The following is a 25693-nucleotide window of genomic DNA, read 5'->3' as shown; positions in this document are numbered from 1 at the left end:
TGGATAGCCTGCCCGTGCACCTCCATTCACCTCATCGACCTATCGGGACCACCGTGGCTGACCGCCTGATCGTGCGTGGCGCACGCGAACACAACCTGAAGGACGTCTCGCTCGACCTCCCGCGAGACGCTCTGATCGTCTTCACCGGGCTCTCGGGCTCCGGCAAGTCCAGCCTGGCCTTCGACACGATCTTCGCCGAGGGACAGCGGCGGTACGTGGAGTCCCTGTCCGCGTACGCCCGGCAGTTCCTGGGTCAGATGGACAAGCCCGACGTGGACTTCATCGAGGGCCTGTCCCCGGCCGTCTCCATCGACCAGAAGTCCACCAGCCGCAACCCCCGTTCGACCGTCGGCACGATCACGGAGGTCTACGACTACCTGCGCCTGCTGTGGGCGCGCATCGGCAAGCCGCACTGCCCGCAGTGCGCGCGCCCGATCGCCCGCCAGACGCCGCAGCAGATCGTGGACCGTGTGCTCGAACTGGAGGAGGGCACCCGCTTCCAGGTCCTGGCCCCGATCATTCGAGGCCGCAAGGGGGAGTACGCGGAGCTGTTCCGCGAGCTGCAGACCAAGGGTTACGCCCGCGCCCGCGTGGACGGCACGATCGTGCGCCTGGAGGAGCCGCCCACCCTCAAGAAGTACGAGAAGCACGACATCGAGGTGATCGTCGACCGGCTGTCGGTCAAGGAGAGCGCGAGGCGCAGGCTCACCGACTCCGTGGAGACCGCGCTGCAGCTGTCCGGTGGCACGATCACGCTCGACTTCGTCGACCTGCCGGACGACGACCCCAACCGTGAGCGCTTCTACTCCGAGCACCTTTACTGCCCCTACGACGACCTGTCGTTCGAGGAGCTGGAGCCCCGGTCGTTCTCGTTCAACTCGCCCTTCGGCGCCTGCCCCGAGTGCACCGGCCTCGGCACGCGCATGGAGGTCGATCCCGACCTCCTTGTGCCCGACCCCGAGCGCACGCTCGGCGACGGCGCGATCAGCCCGTGGGCGAACGGCCACACCAGCGACTACTTCGTGCGGCTGCTGGAGGCGCTGGGCAACGCGCTGGGCTTCGACCTCGACACCCCGTGGGAGCGGCTGCCGAAGAAGGCGCAGAAGGCGATCCTGCACGGCCACGACGAGCAGGTCCACATCCGCTACAGCAACCGGTACGGCCGGCAGCGGTCCTACTACACCGAGTTCGAGGGCGTGATTCCCTGGGTCCAGCGCCGGCACGCCGAGTCGGAGAGCGACGCCAGCCGGGAGCGGTTCGAGGGCTTCATGCGCGAGGTGCCCTGCCCGGCCTGCAAGGGCCGCCGCCTCAAGCCGGTCTCGCTGGCCGTGACCGTCGGAGAGGCCTCCATCGCCGAGGTCTCGGGCATGTCGATCGCCGACTGCGCCAAGTTCCTGTCCGGCCTGCGGCTGTCCGAGCGGGACATGCACATCGCCGAGCGGGTGGTCAAGGAGATCAACGCCCGGCTGGGCTTCCTGCTCGACGTCGGCCTCGACTACCTCACGCTCGACCGCGCCGCCGGCACGCTGGCGGGCGGCGAGGCGCAGCGGATCCGGCTGGCCACCCAGATCGGCTCCGGCCTCGTCGGCGTGCTGTACGTGCTGGACGAGCCGTCCATCGGCCTGCACCAGCGGGACAACCAGCGCCTGCTGGAGACGCTGATCCGGCTGCGCGACATGGGCAACACGCTGATCGTGGTCGAGCACGACGAGGACACGATCGCCGCCGCCGACTGGGTGGTCGACATCGGCCCCGGCGCGGGCGAGCACGGCGGCCAGGTCGTCGTGTCCGGCACCGTGCAGGAGCTGCTCGCCAGCGAGGAGTCGCTGACCGGGGCGTACCTGTCGGGCCGCAGGGCGATCACCGTGCCGGAGATCCGGCGCCCGCGCGACAAGAAGCGGCAGCTCGTCGTGAAGGGCGCCCGCGAGCACAACCTGAAGGGGGTGGACGTCGAGTTCCCGCTCGGCGTCTTCACCGCGGTCACCGGCGTCTCGGGGTCCGGCAAGTCGACGCTGGTCAACGACATCCTGTACGCCGCGCTGGCCAAGGAGCTGAACGGCGCCAAGACCGTGCCGGGACGGCACTCCCGGGTGGTCGGCACCGACCTGGTGGACAAGGTCGTCCACGTCGACCAGTCGCCGATCGGCCGTACGCCGAGGTCCAACCCGGCGACGTACACGGGCGTCTTCGACCACGTGCGCAAGCTGTTCGCGGCCACGACCGAGGCGAAGGTCCGCGGTTACCTGCAGGGCCGGTTCAGCTTCAACGTCAAGGGCGGGCGCTGCGAGGCGTGCGCCGGCGACGGCACCATCAAGATCGAGATGAACTTCCTGCCGGACGTCTACGTCCCCTGTGAGGTCTGCCACGGCGCCCGGTACAACCGGGAGACGCTGGAGGTCCACTACAAGGGCAAGACGATCTCCGAGGTCCTCGACATGCCGATCGAGGAGGCGCTGGAGTTCTTCGAGGCGATCCCCGCCATCCGCCGTCACCTGCAGACCCTCAACGACGTGGGTCTCGGTTACGTACGGCTGGGCCAGCCGGCGACCACGCTGTCCGGCGGCGAGGCGCAGCGGGTGAAGCTCGCCTCGGAGTTGCAGCGGCGCTCGACCGGCCGCACGGTCTACGTGCTGGACGAGCCCACCACCGGCCTGCACTTCGAGGACATCCGCCGGCTTCTCGGCGTGCTCAACCGGCTCGTGGACGCCGGCAACACGGTCATCGTGATCGAGCACAACCTCGACGTCATCAAGACCGCCGACTGGATCGTCGACATGGGGCCCGAGGGCGGATCCGGAGGTGGCAGGGTCATCGCCGCCGGCACGCCCGAGGATGTCGCCCGGGTCGAGGAGAGCCACACCGGCGGCTTCCTCCGCAAGATCTTGGGCGTATGAGTATTCGTCTCATTATTTCTCCCTACTCTTCTCGTCCTGACAGACCGCGTCACTCTGAACCGGCCACGGGGTGATGGCCGTACCTGAGGACACACAGGGTGACGCGTCGCACAGGGGAAGGACCCGGGGCCGTGGACGTCCCGGGCCGCCGCATCAGGGAAGGATGAGCATGACGGATACGACACGCCGAGCCGTGATCTTCGGTGCCGGAGGCGCCGGGCTGGCCGTGGCGCTGAGCGCGTGCGGCGCCTCCGACGGGGACGACATGACGGCGTCGGCGGGCCAGGGCGGGTCCCAGGGCGGCCAGTCCCAGAGCGACCAGTCTCAGGCGGCCCAGTCTCAAACGGCCCAGTCTCAAACGGCACAGGGCGGGGGCGAGCTCGCGAAGACCTCCGACATCCCCCAGGGCGGCGGCAAGGTCTTCAAGGACCAGGACGTCGTCGTCACCCAGCCGGAGGCCGGCCAGTTCAAGGCGTTCAGCGCGAAGTGCACCCACCAGGGCTGCCCGGTCTCCAGCGTCTCGAACAACGAGATCGTCTGCCCGTGCCACGGCAGTAAGTTCAGCGCCAAGGACGGCTCGGTGACCAACGGCCCGGCGACCAAGCCGCTCGCCGAGAAGGCGATCACGGTGAGCGGCGACAGCATCACCCTCGCCTGACGGGGCTACCGGGTCTGCTGTTCGGGCACGTTCGGTGCCTGGTGGCCGCAGGCGAGCGAGCACGTCCTCGCCCGAAGGTGCCAAGAGACACGCCCGCCGTCGCGCGGGGGAAGCCCGCACGGCGGCGGCGGTCACCACGGCTCCGGCTCCCCGGCCCGGGAGAACCACGCCAGAAACCCTTCTGCGAAAACCCCTCGGCCCGCGGGAACCGTGCGACGCGAAGCAGCGTGCGGAGTTCTCGCGAGCAGGGGGACGCGACCTCGACCGGGCCGGTGCGGCCGCCGCGGGACGATCCGGGAGAGCGCCGGGCGCGGCGGCCCCGGTCGTCGTCCGGGCCAGGCCGGCTCACGTTCACCGGTGCGACCTGTGACCGGGTCTTCCCGAACTCGGCTGAGCCCGCCACGGCTTTGATCTACGCCGTAAAGGCGATCGCGTGTCTCGCCGTGACCGGGCCCGCCGTGACCGGGCCCGCCGTGACCGGGCCCGCCGGGGACGCCGGGAATGTCGGCGGGGCCCAGTAGTCTTTGGGTGTGGCGGATCCGGCAACCTATCGACCGGCGCCCGGTTCGATTCCTGAGTCGCCAGGCGTCTATCGCTTCCGCGACCCGGGCGGCCGGGTGATCTACGTGGGCAAGGCGAAAAGCCTGCGGCAGCGGCTCAACTCGTACTTCGCGGACTTCGCCGGCCTGCACCCGCGGACGCAGACCATGCTCACGACCGCGGCGTCCGTGGACTGGACGGTGGTCGGCACCGAGGTCGAGGCGCTCCAGCTCGAATACTCCTGGATCAAGGAGTTCGACCCCCGGTTCAACGTCAAGTACCGCGACGACAAGTCGTACCCGTACCTGGCCGTGACGATGGGGGAGGACTTCCCCCGGGTTCAGGTGATGCGCGGGGCCAAGCGGAAGGGCACCCGCTACTTCGGCCCCTACTCGCACGCCTGGGCCATCCGGGAGACCGTCGACCTGCTGCTGCGCGTCTTCCCCGTACGTACGTGCTCGGCGGGGGTCTTCAAGCGGGCGGGGCAGATCGGGCGGCCCTGCCTGCTGGGATACATCGACAAGTGCTCCGCGCCCTGCGTCGGCCGGGTCACCCCGGAGGAGCATCGCGCCCTCGCCGAGGACTTCTGCGACTTCATGGCCGGCAACACCGGCCGCTTCATCAAGCGGCTGGAGCGCGAGATGCGCGAGGCGGCGGCCGTGGAGGAGTACGAGCGAGCCGCGCGGCTGCGCGACGACGTCCAGGCGCTGCAACGGGCGCTCGAGAAGCAGACGGTCGTGCTCGGCGACGACACCGACTGCGACGTGATCGCCCTCGCCGACGACCCGCTGGAGGCGGCGGTCCAGGTCTTCTACGTGCGCGGTGGCCGGATCCGCGGGCAGCGCGGCTGGGTGGTCGACAAGGTCGACGAGGCCGGCCCCGGCGAGCTGGTGGAGCAGTTCCTGCTCCAGATGTACGGCGAGGCGACGATCCCCCGCGAGATCCTCGTGCCGGCACGGCCCCCGGACGAGGCCGCGCTGATCGAGCTGCTGAGCGAGCAGCGGGGTTCCCGCGTCGACCTGCGCGTTCCCCAGCGAGGCGACAAGAAGAGCCTCATGGAGACCGTGGAGCGCAACGCCAAGGAGTCGCTCGCCCAGCACAAGCTGCGCCGCGCGAGCGACCTGACCACCCGCAGCCGGGCGCTGCAGGAGATCGCCGACGCCCTCGACCTCGACCAGGCGCCGTTGCGGATCGAGTGCTACGACGTGTCGCACATGCAGGGCGAGAACGTCGTGGCCTCGATGGTGGTCTTCGAGGACGGCCTGGCCCGCAAGAGCGAGTACCGCCGCTTCTCCATCAGGAGCGCGGAAGGCGACGTCGCCTCGATTTACGAGGTCATCTGCCGGCGCTTCAAGCGCTACCTGGAAGAGCGGGCGGCGACGGGCGAGCTGGACGCGGAGACGGACGACGCGGCCGGGGATGACGCGGCCGAGTACGACGCGACCGGGCATGGTGAGGTGGAGCGCGGCGCGGGGACGCCGATCGATCCGGAGACCGGCCGCCCCCGCAAGTTCGCCTACCCGCCCAACCTCGTGGTGGTGGACGGCGGCCCGGCGCAGGCGGCGGCCGCCCAGCGCGCCCTGGACGAGCTCGGGATCGACGATGTCGCGGTGTGCGGGCTGGCCAAGCGGCTGGAGGAGGTCTGGCTGCCCGGCGACGACCAGCCGGTGATTTTGCCGCGCAGCAGCGAGGGCCTCTACCTGTTACAGCGCGTCCGCGACGAAGCACACAGGTTCGCCATCACCTACCATCGGACGAAGAGGTCGAAATCGCTCAAGGAGAGCGCGCTCGACCACGTGCCGGGCCTGGGCCCGGCACGCCGTCAGGCCCTGCTGCGTCACTTCGGCTCGGTGAAGCGGCTGCGGGAGGCGACCGCTGAGGAGATCCGCGAGGTTCCCGGCATCGGCCGAGCGACCGCCGAGGCCATCGTCGCGGCGCTGCGCGGTGAGAGCCCGTCCCCGGCGGGGCAGGGGTCGTGAGGTGCCCGCGCGAGCACCTCGGCATGCCTCGTCCCGGCCAGGGCAGCAGGCAGGGCAGCGGGGAGGGCGCCGTCGCGGTCGCCCGGCGTGGCGGTGGCGCGATCAGGTGAAGAGGTGTCATGCTCCGGCACCAGAGGGTCCCTCCCGCGGGGAAGGGATCCGGTCTTCGGCGGGCGGGCCGGCCATTCCGGCGCGGACGGCGGACAGGGCTGACGTTGGGCGAGCTGACATGGGCGGCAAGGCGGTGAGCGGGCGATGAGCACGACTGAGCCGGCATTCGTGGTGATCACGGGAATGTCGGGGGCGGGGCGCAGCACCGCCGCGAAGGCTCTGGAGGACCTCGGCTGGTTCGTGATCGACAACCTGCCGCCGGGGCTGCTGTCCTCGCTCGCCGAGGAGGCGGGCCGGGTGAACATGGCGACCGACCGCGTCGCCGCCGTGGTCGACGTGCGCAGCCTCGCCTTCACCACCGACCTCAACGCGGCGATCGAGGAACTCGACGGGCGCGGCGTCGGCGTCCGGGTGGTGTTCCTGGAGGCGAGCGACGAGGAGCTGGTCCGCAGGTTCGAGAACGTCCGGCGCCCTCACCCCCTCCAGGGCGACGGGCGGCTCGTCGACGGGATCGACCGCGAGCGCGGGATCCTGCGCGAGGTCCGGGCCAACGCCGACCTCGTCATCGACACGTCCCTGCTGAACGTCCACGAGCTGCGCAAGAAGATCGTGTCGTTCTTCGGCGGTGAGGACCGGCCGGGGCTGAAGGTGAACGTGGTGTCCTTCGGCTACAAGTACGGCCTGCCGGTCGACGCCGACCTCGTCGTGGACTGCCGGTTCCTGCCCAACCCCCACTGGGTGCCGGAACTGCGGCCGATGAACGGGCTGGACGCGCCCGTGCGCGACTACGTGCTCAGCCAGCCCGGGGCCAAGGAGTTCCTCGACGGATACGAGGAGGTCTTCGGCGTGGTGGCCGCCGGATACACGCGCGAGGGCAAGGGCTACGCCACCCTCGCCGTGGGCTGCACCGGAGGCAAGCACCGCAGCGTCGCGATGGCCGAGCAGCTCGGCGCCCGCCTGCGCGAGCGCGGCATGGACGTCCAGGTCAGTCACCGGGACGTGGGCCGCGAGTGACGGCCGCCGGCCGTGCCCCCGGCCCGTGGCCGGGTCCGCGCGGCGGCCGTCGCCATGTGCGGCGGCCGGTTCCGGCCCCCTGTGACCGGAAGAGCGTGACCGATCAGCACGACATGAGCGCCACGGCTCCAGAGCGGTGCTCGTGGCGAGGCGAGGAGGACGATGAAGGACCCCGCCCCGGAACCCCCGGACCCCTCCGCCCCCGATCATCCCCCGAAGTCCCCCACCCCCGGCAGACCGACGCTTCCCCCGCACCCCGCGACAGCCGCGAGCGGCCCCAAGGTCGTCGCGCTCGGCGGCGGTCACGGTTTGTACGCCTCCCTGTCGGCCCTCAGGACCGTCACGGACGACCTGACGGCCGTGGTGACCGTCGCCGACGACGGCGGCTCCAGCGGGCGTCTCAGGCGCGAGCTGGGGGTTCTGCCGCCCGGTGACCTGCGGATGGCGCTCGCGGCCCTGTGCGGCGACGACGAGTGGGGCAAGACCTGGAGCGAGGTCGTCCAGCACCGTTTCAGGAGCGAGGGCGAACTGCACGGCCACGCCGTCGGCAACCTCCTCATCGTCGCGCTCTGGGAGCTGCTGGAGGACCCCGTCGTGGGCCTGGAGTGGGTCGGCCGGCTGCTCGGTGCGCACGGCCGGGTGCTGCCCATGGCCTCCGTGCCGCTCGACATCCAGGCGGAGGTCGAGCTGGACGGGAGGATCACGACGGTGCGCGGGCAGGTCGCCTGCGCGCTGACGCCCGGGCGGGTGCGCTCCATCTCGCTGCTGCCGTCCGACCCGCCCGCCTGCCCCCAGGCGATCGAGGCGATCGAGGCCGCCGACTGGGTGGTGTTCGGGCCTGGCTCCTGGTTCACCAGCGTGCTGCCGCATCTCAAGGTGCCCGAACTGGCCCGGGCGCTGCACGGGACGAGCGCCAGGCGGCTGGTGATCCTCAACCTCGCGCCGCAGGCGGGGGAGACCGACGGCTTCTCGCCGGAACGGCACCTGGAGGTGCTCAGGGAGCACGCCCCCGCGCTGGTCGTCGACGCGGTGGTCGCGGACGCCGGGGTGGTGGCCGACCCGAGGGCGCTGGAGAAGGCGGCCGGGTCGATGGGCGGCCAGGTCGTTTTGGCCGATGTGGCCGCCTCTGACGGATCCGCGCGGCACGACGGACCACGTCTTGCCGCTGTCCTGGATGAGATTTTCCGTGAGAAGCGGTGATTGCGTGCTCGCCAGGTGCGAGAGACTGACGGGCAGAGTCTGTCTGGGGGAGGACACGAGCTGATGGCCATGACGGGTGTGGTGAAAGACGAGCTGAGCCGCCTTCCGGTGCTCAAGCCCTGCTGCCGCAAGGCGGAGGTCTCGACGCTGCTGCGGTTCGCCAGCGGGCTGCACCTGGTGGGCGGGCGGATCGTGATCGAGGCCGAGCTCGACACCAACGCCACCGCCCGCAGGCTGATCAAGGACATCGGCGAGGTCTTCGGGCACAAGGCCGAGGTGCTGGTCCTGGCCCCGGCGGGGCTGCGCAAGGGCTCGCGCTACGTCGTGCGCGTCTACAAGGACGGCGAGGCACTGGCCCGGCAGACCGGTCTGATCGACAACCACGGGCGTCCCGTGCGCGGGCTGCCCCGGCAGGTCGTCTCCGGGGCCACCTGCGACGCCGAGGCGGCCTGGCGGGGCGCGTTCCTCGCGCACGGCTCGCTGACCGAGCCCGGCCGGTCGATGTCGCTGGAGGTGACCTGCCCGGGCCCGGAGGCGGCGCTGGCCCTGGTCGGCTCGGCCCGGCGGCTCAAGATCCATGCCAAGGCCCGCGAGGTGCGCGGCGTCGACCGCGTGGTCGTGCGCGACGGCGACGCGATCAGCGCGCTGCTGACCCGGCTCGGCGCCCACGACAGCGTGCTGGCCTGGGAGGAGCGGCGGATGCGCCGCGAGGTGCGGGCCACCGCCAACCGCCTGGCCAACTTCGACGACGCCAACCTGCGCAGGTCGGCCAGGGCTGCCGTCGCCGCCGGCGCGAGGGTGCAGCGGGCGCTGGAGATCCTCGGCGACGACGCCCCCGAGCACCTGGTGATCGCCGGCCGGCTGCGGGTGGAGCACAAGCAGGCGTCCCTGGAGGAGCTCGGCCAGATCGCCGACCCGCCGCTGACCAAGGACGCCATCGCCGGGCGCATCCGGCGCCTGCTCGCCATGGCCGACAAGCGCGCCCAGGACCTCGGCATCGCCAACACCGAGGCCAACCTCACCGCCGACATGCTCGCGCAGTAGCGACGCCTTCGCGGTTCCGTCCCGGCGTGACTCGGCCGCCCGGACGGTGCGCTGTGCCGCCTTCCCGAGGCTCGATCCCGCGTCCGCGGGCGCCCGGGCGAGACCTCCGCGAAAGGGGTGCGGCGGGGTCACCGTCGTGCGGGAAGGGCCCGCTCACCGGCTCGTCCGGCCTGACACGCCGTCAAAGCGTGGCCCGGTGGTCTACACCAATTTGGGTCCGATAAGGTCTGTCATTGAGGTTTAACACAGCCCTGGCGCCGGTACGCCGGCGCACGACGTACGAGGAGATCGGATCCGTGAGCATCCGCGTAGGCGTCAACGGCTTCGGCCGTATCGGCCGCAACTTCTGGCGCGCTGTGGCGGCCAGCGGCAAGGACATCGAGGTCGTCGCCGTCAACGACCTCACCGACAACGCCACGCTGGCCCACCTGCTGAAGTACGACAGCATCCTGGGCCGCCTGCCGTACGAGGTGAAGTCCTCGGCGGACGAGATCACCGTTGACGGCAAGGCGATCAAGGCGTTCGCCGAGCGCGACCCCGCCAAGCTGCCCTGGGGCGACCTCGGCGTTGACGTCGTCGTCGAGTCGACCGGTCTGTTCACCGACGCCACCAAGGCCAAGGTGCACGCCGACAACGGCGCGAAGAAGGTCATCATCTCCGCTCCGGCGAAGAACGAAGACGTGACGATCGTCATGGGCGTGAACCACGAGAAGTACGACCCGGCCGCTCACACGATCATCTCCAACGCCTCCTGCACCACCAACTGCCTGGCCCCGATGGCCAAGGTCATCAACGACACCTTCGGCATCGAGAAGGGTCTGATGACCACCATCCACGCCTACACGCAGGACCAGAACCTGCAGGACGGCCCGCACAAGGACCTGCGCCGCGCCCGCGCCGCCGCGCTGAACATCGTCCCGACCTCCACCGGCGCCGCCAAGGCCATCGGCCTGGTCCTGCCGGAGCTGAAGGGCAAGCTCGACGGCTACGCGCTGCGCGTGCCGATCCCGACGGGCTCGGCCACCGACCTCACGGTCGAGGTCGGCCGCGAGACCACCGTCGAGGATGTCAACGCCGCGCTCAAGGCCGCCGCCGAGGGCCCGCTGAAGGGCATCCTCACCTACACCGAGGACGAGATCGTCTCCAGCGACATCGTCACCGACCCGTCGTCCTGCATCTTCGACGCCGGCCTCACCAAGGTCATCGGCAACCAGGTGAAGGTCGTCGGCTGGTACGACAACGAGTGGGGCTACTCCAACCGCCTCGTGGACCTCATCGAGTACGTGGGCGCCTCCCTCTGATGATCGGAATCGACGAGCTCGACGTGAAGGGCCGGCGCGTGTTCGTGCGCGCCGACCTCAACGTCCCCCTCGACGGGGAGACGATCACCGACGACGGCCGCATCCGTGCGTCGGTGCCGACGATCAGGAAGCTGGTCGAGCGCGGCGCGAAGGTCGTCGTCGCCGCCCACCTCGGCCGCCCCAAGGGCTCCGTCACGCCGAAGTACTCGCTCGCCCCGGTCTCCCGGCGGCTGGCCGAGCTGCTCGGCGAGGACGTGGCGTTCGCGACCGACGTGGTCGGCGAGTCCGCGCAGAGCGTGGTGGCGGGCCTGCAGGACGGGCAGGTCGCCCTCCTGGAGAACCTGCGCTTCGAGCCGGGCGAGGAGTCCAAGGACGACGCGGTCAGGGGCGAGTTCGCCGGCAAGCTGGCCGCCCTCGCCGAGCTCTACGTCGGCGACGGCTTCGGCGCGGTGCACCGCAAGCACGCCAGCGTCTACGACCTGCCCAAGCGGCTGCCGCACGCGGCGGGCGACCTGGTCCTCGCCGAGGTCGAGGTGCTGCGCAAGCTCACCGAGGACCCGGCCAGGCCGTACGTCGTCGTGCTGGGCGGCGCGAAGGTCTCCGACAAGCTCGGCGTGATCGCGAACCTGCTGTCCAAGGTGGACCGCCTGCTCATCGGCGGTGGCATGGCCTACACGTTCCTGAAGTCCCAGGGCCACGAGGTGGGCAAGTCGCTGCTGCAGGAGGACCAGATCGACCAGGTCAAGGGCTTCCTTGAGGAGGCGGCCTCCCGCGGGGTCGAGCTGGTGCTGCCGGTGGACGTGCTGGCCGCCACGGAGTTCGGCGCCGACGCGCCGTACGAGGTCGTGGACGCCACCGCGATCCCGGCCGACCGTGAGGGCCTCGACATCGGCCCCCGCACCCGGGAGCTGTTCGCCTCGAAGCTGGCCGACGCCCAGACCGTGTTCTGGAACGGCCCGATGGGCGTGTTCGAGTTCGACGCGTTCTCCGGCGGCACCCGCGCGGTGGCCGAGGCGCTGGTGAACTCCAAGGCGTTCACCGTGGTCGGCGGCGGCGACTCGGCGGCGGCCGTACGCAGGCTCGGCCTGCCCGAGGACGGCTTCTCGCACATTTCCACCGGTGGCGGCGCGAGCCTCGAGTACCTCGAAGGCAAGACGCTGCCCGGACTCGCGGCGCTGGAGGAGTAGATGTCCCGCAAGCCGCTGTTCGCCGGCAACTGGAAGATGAACCTCAACCACCTCGAGGCCATCAACCTGGTGCAGAAGCTGGCGTTCACGCTGACCGATCGCGACTACGACAAGGCGGACGTCGCGGTCATCCCGCCGTTCACCGACCTGCGCAGCGTGCAGACGCTCGTGGACGCCGACAAGCTCCGCATCGCCTACGGCGCCCAGGACCTGTCGGCGCAGGACTCCGGGGCGTACACCGGGGAGATCTCCGGGGCCATGCTGGGCAAGCTCGGCTGCACGTACGTACTGGTGGGCCACTCGGAGCGCCGGCAGTACCACGGCGAGGACGAGGCGCTGTGCAACGCCAAGGTCAAGGCCGCCTACCGGCACTCGCTGACGCCCATCCTGTGCGTGGGCGAGGGGCTGCCGGTGCGCCAGGAGGGCCGCCACGTCGAGCACACGCTGGCGCAGCTCGACGGCGCGCTGGAGGGCGTGCCCGCCGAGCAGGCGAAGTCCATCGTGATCGCGTACGAGCCGGTCTGGGCGATCGGCACCGGTGAGGTCGCCACGCCGAAGGACGCCCAGGAGGTGTGCGGCGCCATCAGGACGCGACTCGCCGAGCTCTACGGTGCCGATGTGGCCTCTGTTGTCCGTATCCTTTACGGTGGCTCGGTGAAGTCGGACAACGTCGCCGGCATCATGGCGGAGGCCGACATCGACGGCGCCCTCGTGGGAGGGGCCAGCCTCGACGCGGCAGAATTCGCCAAGATCTGCCGATTTGGCGAGGCCGCCGGCTAGCTGAGCCGTTTGGGGGGTGCGACTTGACATCAGGACGTACCCTCAAAGAACACAATTGAATCGTCACGCCGATGGCATCGTGCACAACGCGTCGTGCACGCCCGGACATAGGAACAGGTCTACGGTGACAATCGGAATCTCCATCGCCCTCATCCTGTCGAGCGCTCTGATGGTGCTGCTCGTCCTGCTCCACAAGGGCAAGGGCGGCGGCCTGTCCGACCTGTTCGGAGGCGGGTTCTCGTCCTCCTTCGGCGGTTCGTCGGTGGTGGAGCGTAACCTGGACCGCCTCACCATCATCACCGGCATCGTCTGGTTCGTCTGCATCATCGCGCTGGGCCTGCTGCTCAGGCCGTAGCGGACGGCCTCCGGCCACGCGTGACAGAGATTCACCTCCCCCCGTCCGCGGGGCGATCGAGCAAGGAGTTCATCGGTGGGTAGTGGCAACGCGATCCGTGGCAGCCGAGTCGGCGCCGGCCCCATGGGAGAGGCCGAACGCGGCGAGGCCGCCCCCCGTGTGCGGGTCTCGTTCTGGTGCGCGAACATGCACGAGACGCGCCCGAGCTTCGCCAGTGACGCGGCCGTCCCCGAGTTCTGGGACTGCCCTCGCTGCGGACTGCCGGCCGGGCAGGACCAGTCGAACCCGCCTGCTCCGCCGAAGAACGAGCCGTACAAGACGCACCTCGCGTACGTGAAGGAGCGTCGCAGCGACAAGGACGGCGCGCAGATCCTCGCCGAGGCGCTGGAGCGGCTGCGCTCCTCCTCCCGCCCGATCTACTGATCCGGACGACTACAGGGCCCTTTCCGCCGCCCGGCGGGAAGGGCCTTCACGTATGCGCCGGTTCCCTGCTCGCGGAGCGGTACACGGCCGCGGCGATGTGGGTGAACGAGCGGATCAGGGGGTTGGCGTCGGCGCTGTTCCAGGCCAGGACGAGGCGGCTGGGCGGCATGTCGGCCAGCGGCACCGACGTGAGCCCCTCGGGCAGCGCGTGGGCCGCCGGCGCCAGCCCGACCGTGCCGTTCCACAGAACGGCTTGCAGGCACTCGTGGACGGTGCGCACCACGGGGCCGTCCCGGAGATCCTCCCCGGGCGTGACGGCGTTCCAGTAGGCGCGCCAGACGGGATCGGCGCCGTCGGGCAGCCGGAACCACGGGCGGTCGGCGAGGTCGCTCAGCCGCAGGGTCTCGCGGCGGGCGAGCGGGTCGTCGGCCCGCAGGACCACGCCTATGGGGTCGGAACGCAGCAGGCGGGTGGTGATCCCGGTGTCGTCGAACGGCTCCCTGGTGAGGGCGACGTCGACGAGCCCGGCCCGAAGGCCCGTGGTCGGGTCGGTGAAGTCGGCCTCGCGGACGCGGACCTGGACTCCGGGGTGACGCCGGCGGAATGCCGCGGCGAGCCGGGCTCCGGCCTGCTCGGCGCTGTCCGCGATCGTGCCGATGGTCAGGGTGGCGGCGCCGGCCGCGGCGGCGACCCGGGTGCGCACCCGCTCGGCCTGCTCCAGCAGCGCGCGTGCCTCGTCGTAGAGCGCGGCGCCGGCGGTGGTCAGCGTGACGCCGGTGGGCGACCGGTGCAGCAGGAGGGCGCCAAGATCGGCTTCCAGTTGCCTGACGGCGCGGCTCAGCGGCGGCTGGGTCATGTGCAGGCGGGCGGCGGCCCGCCCGAAGTGGCGCTCCTCGGCGACGGCCACGAAGTAGCGCAGCGAGCGTAGGTCCATCACCGGCGACGATACCGGCACGGTATCGGGCGTGCGCAACCGGTGTTGGACGCGCCGGAGCATCCCGTAATGGACTGGAGCGGCCCGATTGTCAGGCTCTCTCAGGAGTGAATGCCATGTCTGAACACGTGCTGCCCGAGCCCGTCGTACGCATCGAGGAGGTGCGGGAGCTCGCCCGCGACCTGGTGGTGATCCCCAATCGCCGGGTGCAGCTGGTGCCCAACATCGGCGTCATCGGCGGCACGCATTCCGTGCTGGTCGTCGAGACCGGGATGGGCCCGCGGAACGCCGAAAAGGTGCTCAAGTTCGCGGCCGAATACGCGGCGGGCCGCAGGCTGTATCTGACCACGACGCACTTCCACCCGGAGCACGCGTTCGGGGCGCAGGCGTTCGCCGGGGAGGCGACGTTCCTGGTCAACCGGGCGCAGGCGGAGGACCTGGCGGCGAAGGGCGCCGCCTACCTCGACATGTTCAGGGGGCTCGGCGAAGCGGTCGCCCGGCAGCTGGAGGGCGTCGAGATCGCCACCCCGGACGTCGTCTACGACGACGCGTACGATCTCGACCTGGGCGGCCGGGTGGTGCGGCTGCGAGCCGCCGGCCGGGCGCACAGCAGGGGCGACCAGGTGATCACGGTCCCCGACGCCGGGGTGATGTTCACGGGCGATCTCGTGGAGGCCGGGCAGTTCGCCATCTTCCCGTGGTTCCCGCCGTACGACACCGATGTGTCCGGCACCCGTTGGATTGCGGTGATGCGGCGGCTGGCCGACGCGTCACCCCGTGTGGTGGTGCCCGGCCACGGCGACGTCGGCGGCCCGCAACTGCTCGCCGACGTCCGCGACTACCTCGAACTGCTGCGCGACGAGACCTGGGTGCGCCGGGACTCGGCCGTGAGCGAGCAGACGATCGTCGAGGAGGTCAGGGCGCTCATGATCGAGCGGCACCCGGAGTGGGCCGGCCGGGAATGGATCGAGAAGGGCGTCGGCTGCCTGTGCGCCGAGCATCCCGCCTGACGCGGGTGACCGGCCCGCCGAAGGTTCACACGGAGACGCTCGGCCCGGTCACCCGCCGTACACCGGCTCGCCGTCGAGGAACGTCATGGCGACCTTGGCCGTCCAGATGTCCTTCGGGTCGAGAGTGAAGGGGTCGCGGTCGAGGACGACGAGGTCGGCCGGGCGGCCCTCCTCGATCACCCCGGCGGGGGAGCGGTTGATCCAGGCCGATCCCTCGGTGTAGGCCGTCATGATCGTCCGCAGGTCGAGGCTCTGCTCCGGCAGGAAGGGCGTCTGGGCCGTGGGGTACGCCGCGTGGACCGAACCGCCCGGCTCGGTACGGTTGACCGCCACGTGCATGGCCTCCAGGGGGTTGGCCGAGGAGACCGGCCAGTCCGAGCCCCCGGCGAAGCGGGTGCCGTGCCGTACGAGGTCGGCGAAGGGATACTGCCAGGAGGCGCGCTCCTCGCCGAGGTAGGGGATGCACAGCTCGTCCATCTGCAGGTGGTGGGTCGCCCACAGCGCCTGCAGGTTGGCCGTCACGCCGAGCTCGGCGAAGCGCGGCACGTCCTGCGGCGTGATGATCTGCACGTGCGCGATGTGGTGCCGGTTGCCGGGGTCGGTGCCGGTCAGCGCGTCGAGCGCCTCGCGCACGGCCCGCTCGCCGATGGCGTGGAAGTGCACCTGGAAGCCCAGGGCGTCGAGCTCCTTGACGTACCCGCCGAGCAGCGCGGGGTCGATGTACGACAGGCCGGTGCCGCCGCAGCGGCAGTAGGGCTCGATGACGGCGGCGGTGAAGTTCTCCGGGATGCCGTCCTGCATGATCTTGACCGAGGTTGCCCGGAACCGGTCCAGGCCCTCGGCCGTCGCGCGCCGCTCGACCAGGCTCGGGATCTGCTCCGCGCCCTGCGCGCGGTCCCACCACAGCGCGCCGACCACGCGCGCCTTCAGCCGCCCGGAGGAGGCCGCGGAGATGTAGGCGGGCAGCTGGTCGTCCGACCCGGCGTACGACCCGACGATGGCGTCCTGCCAGCCGGTGATGCCCAGCGAGAACAGGTGGGCCTGCGCGTCCATCAGGGCGGCGTCGACGTCGGCCGGGGTGGGGCGCGGGGTGAGCAGGCCGACGAGGTCCATGGCGCCCTCGTGCAGCACGCCGCTCGGCGTGCCGTCCGGATCGCGCTCGATACGGCCGTCCGCGGGGTCGGGGGTGTCCTTCGTGATCCCGGCGAGCTCCAGAGCCCGCGTGTTCACCCAGGCGGCGTGGTGATCGCGCTGCACGAAGTACGCCGGGCGATCGAGGAAGTCGAGCTGGGACCGGTGGGGGAGGCCGCCGGGGAAGGCGGACATGTCCCAGCCGCCGCCGTCGATCCACTCCTTGTCCGGATTTATCGCGGCATAGTCGGCGATCTTCGCCGTGTAGGCGTCGAGGCCGTACACCTCGGACAGGTCGCACTTGGCCCGCTCCAGCCCGGCCTGCACGGGGTGGATGTGGGCGTCGGTGAACCCCGGGGTCAGCAGGCCGCCGCCGAGGTCCACCGGCTCGGCGCCGGGCGCCAGCCGTACGAGGTCGGACTCGGCCCCCACGGCGGCGATGACGCCGTCGCGGACGAGGACCGCCTCGGCGAACCCGCCGGGGACGAAGACGCGCCCGCCGCGGAACAGGAGGGAGGAGCTCACGTGATGCCTTTCAGTGCCCGGTGATCTTGTCGGCGATCCTGGCCAGTACGGACGTCCTGGTCATGCCCCCGCTCTCGCGGGCGTCGGCCAGGCGGTAGAGACGGTACATCGAGTGGACGCCGAGCCAGCGCAGCGGCTCGGGCTCCCAGGCGCGCACCCGCCGGTCCACCCACGGCATCCGGGTCAGGTCGGTGTCACGGCGCAGCACCAGATCGCACAGCGTGCGCCCGGCGAGGTTGGTGGTGGTCACGCCGTGACCCGTGTAGCCGCCCGCCCAGCCGAGGCCGGTCGCGGGGTCCAGGTGGACGGCCGAGCACCAGTCGCGCGGCACGCCGAGCACGCCCGACCAGGCGTGCTCCACCCGCGACCCGGCGACTGAGGGGAAGAACGCCACCAGCAGCTCCCACAGGGCGTCCACGGTCCAGTCGTGCGTGTGCCCCCGCTCGTCGATCCTCGACCCGTACAGGTAGGGCCTGCCGCGCCCGCCGAAGGCGATGCGGTCGTCGGCCGTCCGCTGGGCGTACATGTAGTAGTGCGCCATGTCGCCGAGCAGCTCGCGGCCCTGCCAGCCGATCTCCGCCCAGACCCGCTCGGGCAGCGGCTCGGTGACGATCATGGAACTGTTCATGGGCAGCCAGTCGCGGTGGTGACCGGTGATGGTGGCGGTGAACCCCTCGGTGCAGCGCAGCACGTGGTCCGCCCGCACGGTCCCGTACGGCGTGACCGCCGCTGCCGGGTGTGTCGTTCGGCCCGGAGCGATCGCGGTGACGGGGGTCCGCTCGTAGATCTCGACGCCCAGGTCCCGTACGGCCCGCGCCAGGCCGCGGACGAGCTTGGCGGGCTGGATCCTGGCGCAGTGCGGGCTCCAGGTGGCCCCGGTGGCGCCCGCGACGCGCAGCCTGTTTTTCATCTCGTCGGTGGTCAGCAGCCGGACGTCGTCGGCGTCCCAGCCCCAGGCGCGCTGGCCCGCCAGCTCCTCGCGCAGCCGCAGGTCCTGCGCCGGGCCGCGGGCGACGGTGAGCAGGCCGCCCTTGACGATGTCGGCGTCGATGTCCTCCTCGCGGGCGACGCGGATGACCTCGTCGACGGCCTCGAACATCGCGCGCTGCAGCCGCTGGGCGGCGTCCCTGCCGTGGGTCTTCGCGTACCGCTCGGGCGAGCCGGCCAGCGCGCCGGTCAGCCAGCCGCCGTTGCGCCCCGACGCGCCGAACCCGGCGAACTCCTTCTCCAGCACGACGACCCGCAGCGACGGGTCGGCCTTCTTCAGGTAGTAGGCGGTCCACAGCCCCGTGTAGCCCGCGCCGACCACGGCCACGTCGGCCCGCAGGTCGCCGCCGAGCGGCTCTCCAGGTGCGGGCACCCCCAGTGACCGGTACCAGAAGGACACCTCGCCGTTGACGAAACCGGGGGACAGGGGAGCGGTCATGGTGCACATCCTGCTATATCCGTGCTCATCTCGCCATTCGGCGACGGATGTCGTGGAGATCCGTGGAGACACATGCGGATAACCGTAGTCGTAACGTGCTCCATCGGAAGGAAACGATCGGCTCACCGCCGTGTAGCAAACGTGTAACAACCCTCCGGCACGCTGAAGGCCAGTGCAGCGGAGGGAGCGGATACCGATGGGGTTCTTCCGGATTCGTACGACGGTGGACGAGCGGCCCGGGCGGCTGGCGTCGCTGGCGACCGCCCTGGCCGACAAGGGCGGCAACATCCTGGGCCTGTCGGTGCAGCCCGACACGGACGGCACGGTCGACGAGTTCGTCACGGACATCCCCGCCTCCCCCGAGACCGTACGCGAGGCGCTGGAGGCCGCGGGCGGGAGGCGGGTGCGGATCGTGCCCGCCACCGCGCACGAACTGACCGACGAGCCGACCCGGACGCTGCTGCTCGCCGCCCGGCTGCGCTCGGCTCCCTGGCGCCTGCCGGAGATCCTGGGCGAGCTGCTGCGCGCCGACGACGCCCGCTGGGTGTACGGCGCGACCGCCGTACGCGGGCGGACCGAGGACGGCGAGCGGAACGAGGGGGAGGCGCTGGAGCTGCCCGACCCGACCCTGCTGGTGGTGCCCGTGGCGCCGCGGCGGTCGATCCGGCTGCGCCGCTCCGGGCTCCCGTTCACCCTGACCGAGGCGGCCCGCGCCGCCGCGATGGTGAGGCTGGCGCAGCCGTCGGCCGAACCGTCCGTGGCCGAGGGGCCGGTGCGGCTCGCCGACGGCGCGGAGGTGCAGGTCAAGCCGCTCACCTCGCTCTACCGCGAGGCGCTGCGCGACCTGCACGAGCGCTGCTCGCCCGAGACGCGCAGGTTCCGCTACTTCACCGCCAACCCCACCCTGCCGCCGCGCACGTTCGACCGGCTGTGCGACCGGGCGCGCGGCCAGTCGCTCGTCGCGGGACACGACGGCCAGGTCGTCGGGCTTGCCTCGTTGATGTTCACCTCGGACCCGGGCATCGCGGAGATCGCGTTCCTCGTGGAGGACCGCTGGCAGGGCCGGGGGCTCGGCACCCACCTGGCCCGCATGATCCTCGCCCAGGCCCGGGACCTCGGCTTCGCCGAGGTGAGGGCGACCCTCCTGTACGACAACACGCGCATGCGCAGGCTGCTCGGCTCCCTCGGCGCGACGCTCACCCACACCGAGGATCCCGGTGTGATGGAGGCGCGGCTCGCCGTGGGCGTGATGGCGACGGCTTCCCCGAGCTGACGCCCTCACGGGTGATCCTCCTGGTCCGGTGTAGCTCAGGGCACCGGACCAGGACGGATCGCCGAGGTTCGTTACCGCCGCCCGCTGAACTCCCAGTCGTGCACATCCCGGCCGGGCGGCGGGACGAGGTCGGCGGCCTCCCCGGAGCCCAGGCCCAGCACCAGACAGCGGTTGCCGCCGTCCCCTGCCGCCGGGGAAGTCCCACATGGTGCGCGCCAGCACGTTGCGCCATCGCCGTACGATCACGTCCCGATACGCACCGGCCTGGTAGTTGTGCTCGTCGAAGGCGAACGCACGCGCCGTGGCGAGATCCGGTAAGTCGACGATGTGCACGATGGCGGTGGCGATGTCGGTGACGCGGTCGAAGATCGGGCCACGGGCGATCATCTCCGCGTCGTACCGGTCCATGTAGGACCAGTGCTCCTCCACCAGCTCGTCGCGCAGCGTCCCGAGCCGGGCCGATCGCGGTGATAACAGAAGAATTCCACGCTGAGAGTGCCTTCCATTGTGGAACGCCACGGGGAACTCAGGTACTGGTGGTGTGTGGACTTCGACGAGGCGGCCGACCGGCTCTACGGCATGGTGCCCGAGGAGTTCACCTCGGCCCGGGACGCGCTGGCCAAGGAGGCGAAGACGGCCGGAGAGGCCGCGCTGGCCAAGCGGATCAAGGCGCTGCGCAAGCCCACCGTCGTCGCCTGGGCCGTCAACCGGACAGTCCGGGAGCGTGGCGACGACCTCGGCAGGCTGCTCGACCTCGGACGGCGGCTGCGGGAGGCCTGGCGGGCCCAGGACGCCGACGCCCTGGCCGAGGCCGGGCGCGAACGGACCCGGCTCATCGCCCGGCTCGTCCGGTCCGTACGCGAGGAGGCCGAGGCGGCCGGGCACCCGCTGGTCCCCACGGCGGACCTGGAGATCGAGCAGACCCTCGACGCCGCCGTGGTGGACGAGGACGCGGCCGAGCAGGTGCGCCTGGGCCGGCTGGCCCGTCCCCTGAGCTACAGCGGCTTCACCCCCGCGCCGGTCGTACGGCCCGCACCCGAACCGGCGGCACGCGAGAAGCCCGCGCCGAAGGCCGGACGCGAGGCCGAGCGCCGCGCCGCTGAGGAACGCCGGGCCGCCGAGGAGGAACGCCACAAGGCGGAGCGGGAACGCCGCATCAAGGAGTTGGAGGACGCCCTCGCCGAGGCCGAGCAGGAAGCGCGGGAGGCGGAGCGGGGCCGCGCCGACTGGGAGGCCGAGCGGGCCGAAGCCGTACGCGAGCACGAGCGGCGCGCGGCCAAGGTCGAGACGCTCACGGCCAAGCTGGCCAAGGCCAAGGACAAGCTGAACGCGGCCGGACACCGGCTGGAGGTCGCCCGCCGCGAGGAGACGAACGCCGAACGCGCCGCCCGCTCGGCCCGCCGGCGTGCCGACCAGGCCCGCGCCGCCCTGGACGAGGCTCGCAGAACCGACGAGCCGGGGTGACCCGGCTCGGGGTCAGACGGAGGCGAACAGGGCCTCTGCCTCGGCGGTCGCCTGGATGAGCGCCTCGGGCTCCGGCCGCAGCGCGGCCACGATGGCGTCGACGCCGCGCAGGCCGGCCCGCTGCAGCAGCCGCTTCTCGTTGGTGACCCACTCGCCGCGCGCCGCGAGGACCGCGTGGGCCGTCTGCGTGGCGGCGGTGGCGAGAGCCCCGGCGACCTCGGTCACCTGGCCGCGCGGCGCGTAGGCGGACGTGGCGTACTGGAGTGTCATGGCCGCCCGGTCGCGCCACATAGGCGGAGCCGCCGCGCGCAGCCGCTCCGGGTAGGCGGGGCGGGGCAGGGTGCCCCGCAGGACCCGGTTGAGGGCCAGCTCCGCCACGACCAGGTAGCTGGGGATGCCCGCGAGGTGGAACATCAGCGGCTCCCAGTGGAAGCGCCCCTGCTGAGCCTCGGCGAGCTCGTGCTCTACGACGTCGAGGTCGCGGTAGTGCACGTCCACGCGCCGCCCGTCGATGGTGAACCAGGCGCCGCCGTTGAAGACGCCGCCGCCCCAGCCGCCGATCTCGGAGACCTCGCCCTCCCAGCCGACGGCGCGCAGGTCGGCAGGGTCGAAGTCACCCCGGTAGTAGAGGGCGAGGTCCCAGTCGCTGGCGGGGGTGTGGGTGCCCTGCGCGCGGGAGCCGCCCAGGGCGACCGCGTGGACGGCCGGCAGAGCGGCGAGCCGGTCGACGACGTGATCGAGGAACTCCTGGTCGGTCATTGAAAGCCGTTTCTGCTGAGACATCGGCTGGTGCGGTCAGGCGGCCGTGCGGACAAGCGCGAGGATGACGCCCAGAGGGGGCGGGCGCGCGGGCCGGCGTCCGAGGACGATCTTACGGCGCCGGGCGGCAGATGGGCGGTAGCGGCAAGGGCCGCCCGGCCGGTCCGCGTACGGACCCGTCGGGCGGCCCTTGCCGGCACGTGCCTCATGGGGAGGCGATCCGGCCCAGCGACGGCGGGATCTTGTGCGCGGCGGCGCGGTCGAGCAGGAACAGCGTGCGCTGCCGCCCACGCGCTCCGGCGGCCGGCACCTGGAACGGTCCGGCGTCGGACAGCGCCATCCTCACCGACTGTGCCTTCTCCTCGCCCGCCGCGACGACCCAGATCTCCCTGGCGGCCCGCAGCGCGGGGAACGTCAGGGACAGCCGGGTCGGCGGCGGCTTGGGGGAGCCGTGCACGGCCACGACCGGCCGCTCCTCCTCGTAGACGGCCGGTTGGCCGGGGAACAGCGAGGCCACGTGGCCGTCGGGGCCCATGCCGAGCAGGAGCACGTCGAACGAGGGCACCGGCCCGTGGTCCTCCGGCCTGGCCGCCTTGGCCAGTTCCACCGCGTACGCGGCGGCGGCCTCCTCGGGGGTCATCCCCGAGTCGGGGCCGGGCATGGTGTGCACCCGCGCCGGGTCCACGTCGACGTGGTCGAGCAGGGCCTGGCGGGCGCCGGTCTCGTTGCGCTCGGGATCACCGGTCGGCAGGAACCGCTCGTCGCCCCACCAGATGTCGAGCGCCCGCCAGTCGATGGCGTCGTGCGCCGCCGTCCCGGCGAGGGCGGCGAGCGTCGCGATGCCCACGGTGCCGCCGGTCAGCACCAGGTGCGCCGAACCGCGGGCCGCCTGCGTGTCCACCAGCCGCGTGATGAGGCGGGCGGCCACGGCCTGGGCCAGCAGTTCGGCGTCGCGGTGGACGATGACGGTGGGAACGCCGGTCACGCCCGTCCCCGCCCCTTCATCTCCGCCAGGCGGCGGATCGCGGCGGCGTAGATGTCGTCGGGGTCGAGCCTGCGCAGCTCCTCGGCCAGCAGCTCCGAGGTCGGCCTGCGGGCCAGGGCGACCCGCCGGTCCGGGTTGCCGGGCCGCGACAGCGTGGCGAGCCTGGCGTCGGTCCTGCTCACCGTCAGCTCGCCGCCGCCCTCGATCGACAGCCGCACGCCCGTCAGGCCGGGGCCGCCGGAGTCGGCGACCTCGATCGGCGCCTCCAGCCGGTCGCAGAGCCAGGCGGCCAGCAGCGGCGCGCTGGGGTTGCCCGCCGCGGCCTCCACCACGCCCCCGGTGACCTTCCCCATGGGCTGGTCGAAGGCGGCGGCGAGGAGGCTGCGCCACGGCGTGAGCCGGGTCCAGGCCAGGTCGGTGTCGCCGGGGACGTAGCTGCCGGCCCGCGAGGAGATGGCGGCGACCGCGTCCGCGGCCGATCTGGCGTCCATGATCCGGCGGCTGCCCAGGTGCCCGATCGGGTGCTTGGCGGGGATGTCCGGGCACTCGCCCGGCCACCACACCACCACCGGCGTGTCGGTGAGCAGCAGCGGCGTGATCACCGAGTCGGCATGGGCGGTCAGCTCGCCGTACAGGCGCAGCAGCACGACCTCGCCCGGCGCGGACTCGCCCACGCGGATCTCCGCGTCCAGCCGGTTGGGCTCGGCCGGGTCGCGGCTGATCACTATCAGGATGCGCGAGGGGTGCTCGCGCGCCGCCTCGGTGGCCGCGCGCAGGGCGTCGTACTGCCCCGCCTCGTCCACCACCACGACGAGGGTCAGCACCATGCCGACGGCGGGCGCGCCCATCTGGTGCCGCAGGCGGGTGAGCGTCGAGGAGATCTTCGACGCGGTCGTCTCGGTCAGGTTGAAGGTCGTCACACCGCTCTCCGCTCGCTCCGCCCCGGATGCGCCTCGCCGGCAGCCACGCCGGTAGCCGCGCTCACAGCCGCCTCCAGGCGCGTCCGTCCCTGGCCAGCATCGCGTCGGCCGAGGCGGGGCCCCAGGAGCCGGAGGCGTACCCCTCGGGCTGGCCCTGGGAGGCCCAGAACTCCTCGATCGGGTCGAGGATGTTCCACGACAGCTCCACCTCCCGCTGGTGCGGGAACAGCGGCGGGTCGCCGATGAGCACGTCGAGCAGCAGTCGCTCGTACGCCTCGGGGGAGGACTCCATGAACGACTCGCCGTAGGCGAAGTCCATGTTGACGTCCCTGACCTCCATGGCGGTGCCCGGCACCTTGGAGCCGAAGCGCACCGTGATGCCCTCGTCCGGCTGGACGCGGATGACCAGCGCGTTGTGCCCCAGGATCTCGGTGTCGTCCTTGCTGAACGGCAGGTGCGGCGCCCGCTGGAAGACGACGGCCACCTCGGTCATCCGGCGGCTGAGCCGCTTGCCCGTACGCAGGTAGAACGGCACCCCGGCCCACCGGCGGTTGGCCACCTCCAGCTTCACCGCGGCGTACGTCTCCGTGGCGGAGTCGGGGGAGATGCCCTGCTCCTCCAGGTAGCCGACGACGGGCTCACCGCCCTGCCACCCCCGGACGTACTGGCCGCGGGCGGTGCCCGTGGCCAGGTCGGCGGGCAGCTTGACGGCCCGCAGCACCTTCTCCTTCTCCCGGCGCAGCGCGTCGGCGTCGAAGGAGGTGGGGTCCTCCATCGCGACCAGCGCGAGGAGCTGCAGCAGGTGGTTCTGGATCACGTCACGGGCCGCGCCGATGCCGTCGTAGTAGCCGGCCCGGCCGCCGATGCCGATGTCCTCGGCCATCGTGATCTGGACGTGGTCGACGTAGCCGCGGTTCCAGATCGGCTCGTACAGCGTGTTGGCGAAGCGGAGCGCCAGGATGTTCTGGACGGTCTCCTTGCCGAGGTAGTGGTCGATCCGGAAGACCGAGCTCTCCGGGAACACCGCGCTGGTGATCGCGTTGAGCTCCTGGGCGCTCTTCAGGTCGTGCCCGAACGGCTTCTCGATGACGACCCGGCGCCAGGAGCCCTCGGGACCCTTGGCCAGGTTCGTCCGCTTGAGCTGCTCGATCACGAGCGGGAAGAACTTCGGCGGCACCGACAGGTAGAACGCGTAGTTGCCGCCGGTGCCCCGGGTCTCGTCGATCTCCTTGAGCATCATGGCGAGCACGTCGAAGGCGCCGTCGTCGCCGAACTCACCGGGGCAGAAGTGGATGCCCTCGCTGAGCTGCTTCCAGACCTCCTCGCGGAACGGCGTCCGCGCGTGCTCCTTGACCGCCTCGTACGTGACCTGGGCGAAGTCCTCGTGCGCCCAGTCGCGGCGGGCGAAGCCGACCAGGGAGAAGCCCGGGGGCAGCAGCCCCCGGTTCCCCAGGTCGTAGATCGCCGGCAGCAGCTTGCGCTTGGCGAGGTCACCGGTGACGCCGAACAGCACGAGCACGCACGGCCCGGCGACCCGGGGCAGGCGCCGGTCGCGCGGGTCGCGCAGCGGGTTGGCGGCCATGACCGGCGCGGTGGTCGCGGTCGTGGCGGCCTGAGCGGCGGCCAGGACCACCCGCTCCGCGTCCGTCAGCTCGTCCCCCACCCGCTGGGCGGCGCTGGGCGCGTCCGGCGCCTGCCGGGCGTCGTCGGCGGGGGCCTGCGGCTCCTGTCGCTCCGTCATGTGTCCTCCCTGCGGACGGGCCCTTCGCCAGTAACGCAT

General features: G+C 71.7%; 21 protein-coding genes and 1 pseudogene. 14 read left to right on the top strand and 8 right to left on the bottom strand.

What is annotated here, in order from left to right:
- The first annotated feature begins 53 nt into the window (after positions 1-53).
- From uvrA to ABZ857_RS20840, 11 genes are all read left to right on the top strand, one after another.
- Complete coding sequence (gene uvrA / locus ABZ857_RS20890; RefSeq protein ID WP_357045217.1) at positions 54-2894, top strand: excinuclease ABC subunit UvrA; 2841 nt, start codon at positions 54-56, stop codon at positions 2892-2894.
- 169 nt (positions 2895-3063) lie between these two features.
- A complete protein-coding gene (locus ABZ857_RS20885; protein ID WP_357045215.1) occupies positions 3064-3552 on the top strand; it encodes a Rieske (2Fe-2S) protein in 489 nt (162 codons plus the stop codon).
- A gap of 530 nt (positions 3553-4082) precedes the next feature.
- Positions 4083-6071 (top strand): excinuclease ABC subunit UvrC, encoded by a 1989-nt coding sequence (gene uvrC, locus ABZ857_RS20880; RefSeq protein WP_357045213.1) that lies wholly within the window; start codon positions 4083-4085, stop codon positions 6069-6071.
- Between the two features lie 255 nt (positions 6072-6326).
- Positions 6327-7196, top strand: a complete 870-nt coding sequence (gene rapZ, locus ABZ857_RS20875) for an RNase adapter RapZ (RefSeq protein ID WP_357045211.1) — start codon at positions 6327-6329, stop codon at positions 7194-7196.
- 162 nt (positions 7197-7358) lie between these two features.
- Positions 7359-8396 (top strand): uridine diphosphate-N-acetylglucosamine-binding protein YvcK, encoded by a 1038-nt coding sequence (gene yvcK / locus ABZ857_RS20870; RefSeq protein ID WP_357045209.1) that lies wholly within the window; start codon positions 7359-7361, stop codon positions 8394-8396.
- Between the two features lie 63 nt (positions 8397-8459).
- On the top strand, positions 8460-9440 hold the full coding sequence (whiA, locus tag ABZ857_RS20865; RefSeq protein WP_079319876.1) for a DNA-binding protein WhiA: 981 nt from the start codon (positions 8460-8462) through the stop codon (positions 9438-9440).
- Positions 9441-9736: 296 nt separating this feature from the next.
- Positions 9737-10741 carry a type I glyceraldehyde-3-phosphate dehydrogenase gene (gene gap / locus ABZ857_RS20860; RefSeq protein ID WP_357045208.1) on the top strand — a complete coding sequence of 335 codons (1005 nt, stop codon included), beginning with the start codon at positions 9737-9739 and terminating at the stop codon, positions 10739-10741.
- Complete coding sequence (locus tag ABZ857_RS20855; protein ID WP_357045206.1) at positions 10741-11928, top strand: phosphoglycerate kinase; 1188 nt, start codon at positions 10741-10743, stop codon at positions 11926-11928. The genes gap and ABZ857_RS20855 overlap by 1 nt, the downstream gene beginning before the upstream one ends.
- Complete coding sequence (gene tpiA, locus ABZ857_RS20850; RefSeq protein WP_357045204.1) at positions 11929-12708, top strand: triose-phosphate isomerase; 780 nt, start codon at positions 11929-11931, stop codon at positions 12706-12708.
- Between the two features lie 124 nt (positions 12709-12832).
- Entirely contained in the window at positions 12833-13063 is a 231-nt protein-coding gene (gene secG, locus ABZ857_RS20845) for a preprotein translocase subunit SecG (protein WP_357045202.1), read from the top strand.
- A 75-nt stretch (positions 13064-13138) separates the two neighbouring features.
- Positions 13139-13486 carry an RNA polymerase-binding protein RbpA gene (locus tag ABZ857_RS20840; RefSeq protein ID WP_079319880.1) on the top strand — a complete coding sequence of 116 codons (348 nt, stop codon included), beginning with the start codon at positions 13139-13141 and terminating at the stop codon, positions 13484-13486.
- A gap of 46 nt (positions 13487-13532) precedes the next feature.
- Here ABZ857_RS20840 and ABZ857_RS20835 read toward each other — a convergent pair whose 3' ends face one another.
- On the bottom strand, positions 13533-14420 hold the full coding sequence (locus ABZ857_RS20835) for a LysR substrate-binding domain-containing protein (protein ID WP_357045200.1): 888 nt from the start codon (positions 14418-14420) through the stop codon (positions 13533-13535).
- 116 nt (positions 14421-14536) lie between these two features.
- On the opposite strand from ABZ857_RS20835, the gene ABZ857_RS20830 reads away from it, so the two are divergent.
- Positions 14537-15430: an MBL fold metallo-hydrolase gene (locus tag ABZ857_RS20830; RefSeq protein ID WP_357045198.1), complete on the top strand. Its 894-nt coding sequence runs from the start codon at positions 14537-14539 to the stop codon at positions 15428-15430.
- Between the two features lie 48 nt (positions 15431-15478).
- Here ABZ857_RS20830 and ABZ857_RS20825 read toward each other — a convergent pair whose 3' ends face one another.
- Together ABZ857_RS20825 and ABZ857_RS20820 are read right to left on the bottom strand one after the other, a co-directional pair.
- Complete coding sequence (locus ABZ857_RS20825) at positions 15479-17086, bottom strand: amidohydrolase (protein ID WP_357045196.1); 1608 nt, start codon at positions 17084-17086, stop codon at positions 15479-15481.
- Positions 17087-17096: 10 nt separating this feature from the next.
- Entirely contained in the window at positions 17097-18512 is a 1416-nt protein-coding gene (locus tag ABZ857_RS20820; protein WP_357045194.1) for an FAD-binding oxidoreductase, read from the bottom strand.
- Positions 18513-18708: 196 nt separating this feature from the next.
- Here ABZ857_RS20820 and ABZ857_RS20815 point away from each other — a divergent pair, with 196 nt between their 5' ends.
- Positions 18709-19785: a GNAT family N-acetyltransferase gene (locus ABZ857_RS20815; RefSeq protein WP_357045192.1), complete on the top strand. Its 1077-nt coding sequence runs from the start codon at positions 18709-18711 to the stop codon at positions 19783-19785.
- A 285-nt stretch (positions 19786-20070) separates the two neighbouring features.
- Here ABZ857_RS20815 and ABZ857_RS20810 read toward each other — a convergent pair.
- A pseudogene (locus ABZ857_RS20810) lies at positions 20071-20193 on the bottom strand (hypothetical protein); the annotation flags it as partial.
- A 135-nt stretch (positions 20194-20328) separates the two neighbouring features.
- On the opposite strand from ABZ857_RS20810, the gene ABZ857_RS20805 reads away from it, so the two are divergent.
- A complete protein-coding gene (locus ABZ857_RS20805) occupies positions 20329-21249 on the top strand; it encodes a hypothetical protein (protein ID WP_357045190.1) in 921 nt (306 codons plus the stop codon).
- Positions 21250-21261: 12 nt separating this feature from the next.
- On the opposite strand, the gene ABZ857_RS20800 is transcribed toward ABZ857_RS20805, so the two are convergent.
- The 4 genes from ABZ857_RS20800 to zwf form a co-directional block, all read right to left on the bottom strand.
- Complete coding sequence (locus ABZ857_RS20800) at positions 21262-22008, bottom strand: nucleotidyltransferase domain-containing protein (protein ID WP_357045188.1); 747 nt, start codon at positions 22006-22008, stop codon at positions 21262-21264.
- 205 nt (positions 22009-22213) lie between these two features.
- Complete coding sequence (pgl, locus tag ABZ857_RS20795; RefSeq protein ID WP_357045186.1) at positions 22214-22993, bottom strand: 6-phosphogluconolactonase; 780 nt, start codon at positions 22991-22993, stop codon at positions 22214-22216.
- Positions 22990-23913 (bottom strand): glucose-6-phosphate dehydrogenase assembly protein OpcA, encoded by a 924-nt coding sequence (locus ABZ857_RS20790; RefSeq protein ID WP_357045184.1) that lies wholly within the window; start codon positions 23911-23913, stop codon positions 22990-22992. The genes pgl and ABZ857_RS20790 overlap by 4 nt, the downstream gene beginning before the upstream one ends.
- Before the next feature lie 61 nt (positions 23914-23974).
- Positions 23975-25495: a glucose-6-phosphate dehydrogenase gene (gene zwf / locus ABZ857_RS20785; RefSeq protein WP_182902166.1), complete on the bottom strand. Its 1521-nt coding sequence runs from the start codon at positions 25493-25495 to the stop codon at positions 23975-23977.
- Positions 25496-25693 lie beyond the last annotated feature (198 nt).

The organism is Microbispora sp. NPDC046933, from assembly GCF_040644635.1.
Classification (GTDB): Bacteria; Actinomycetota; Actinomycetes; order Streptosporangiales; family Streptosporangiaceae; genus Microbispora.
This window is presented reverse-complemented; position numbering and strand designations above follow the sequence as displayed.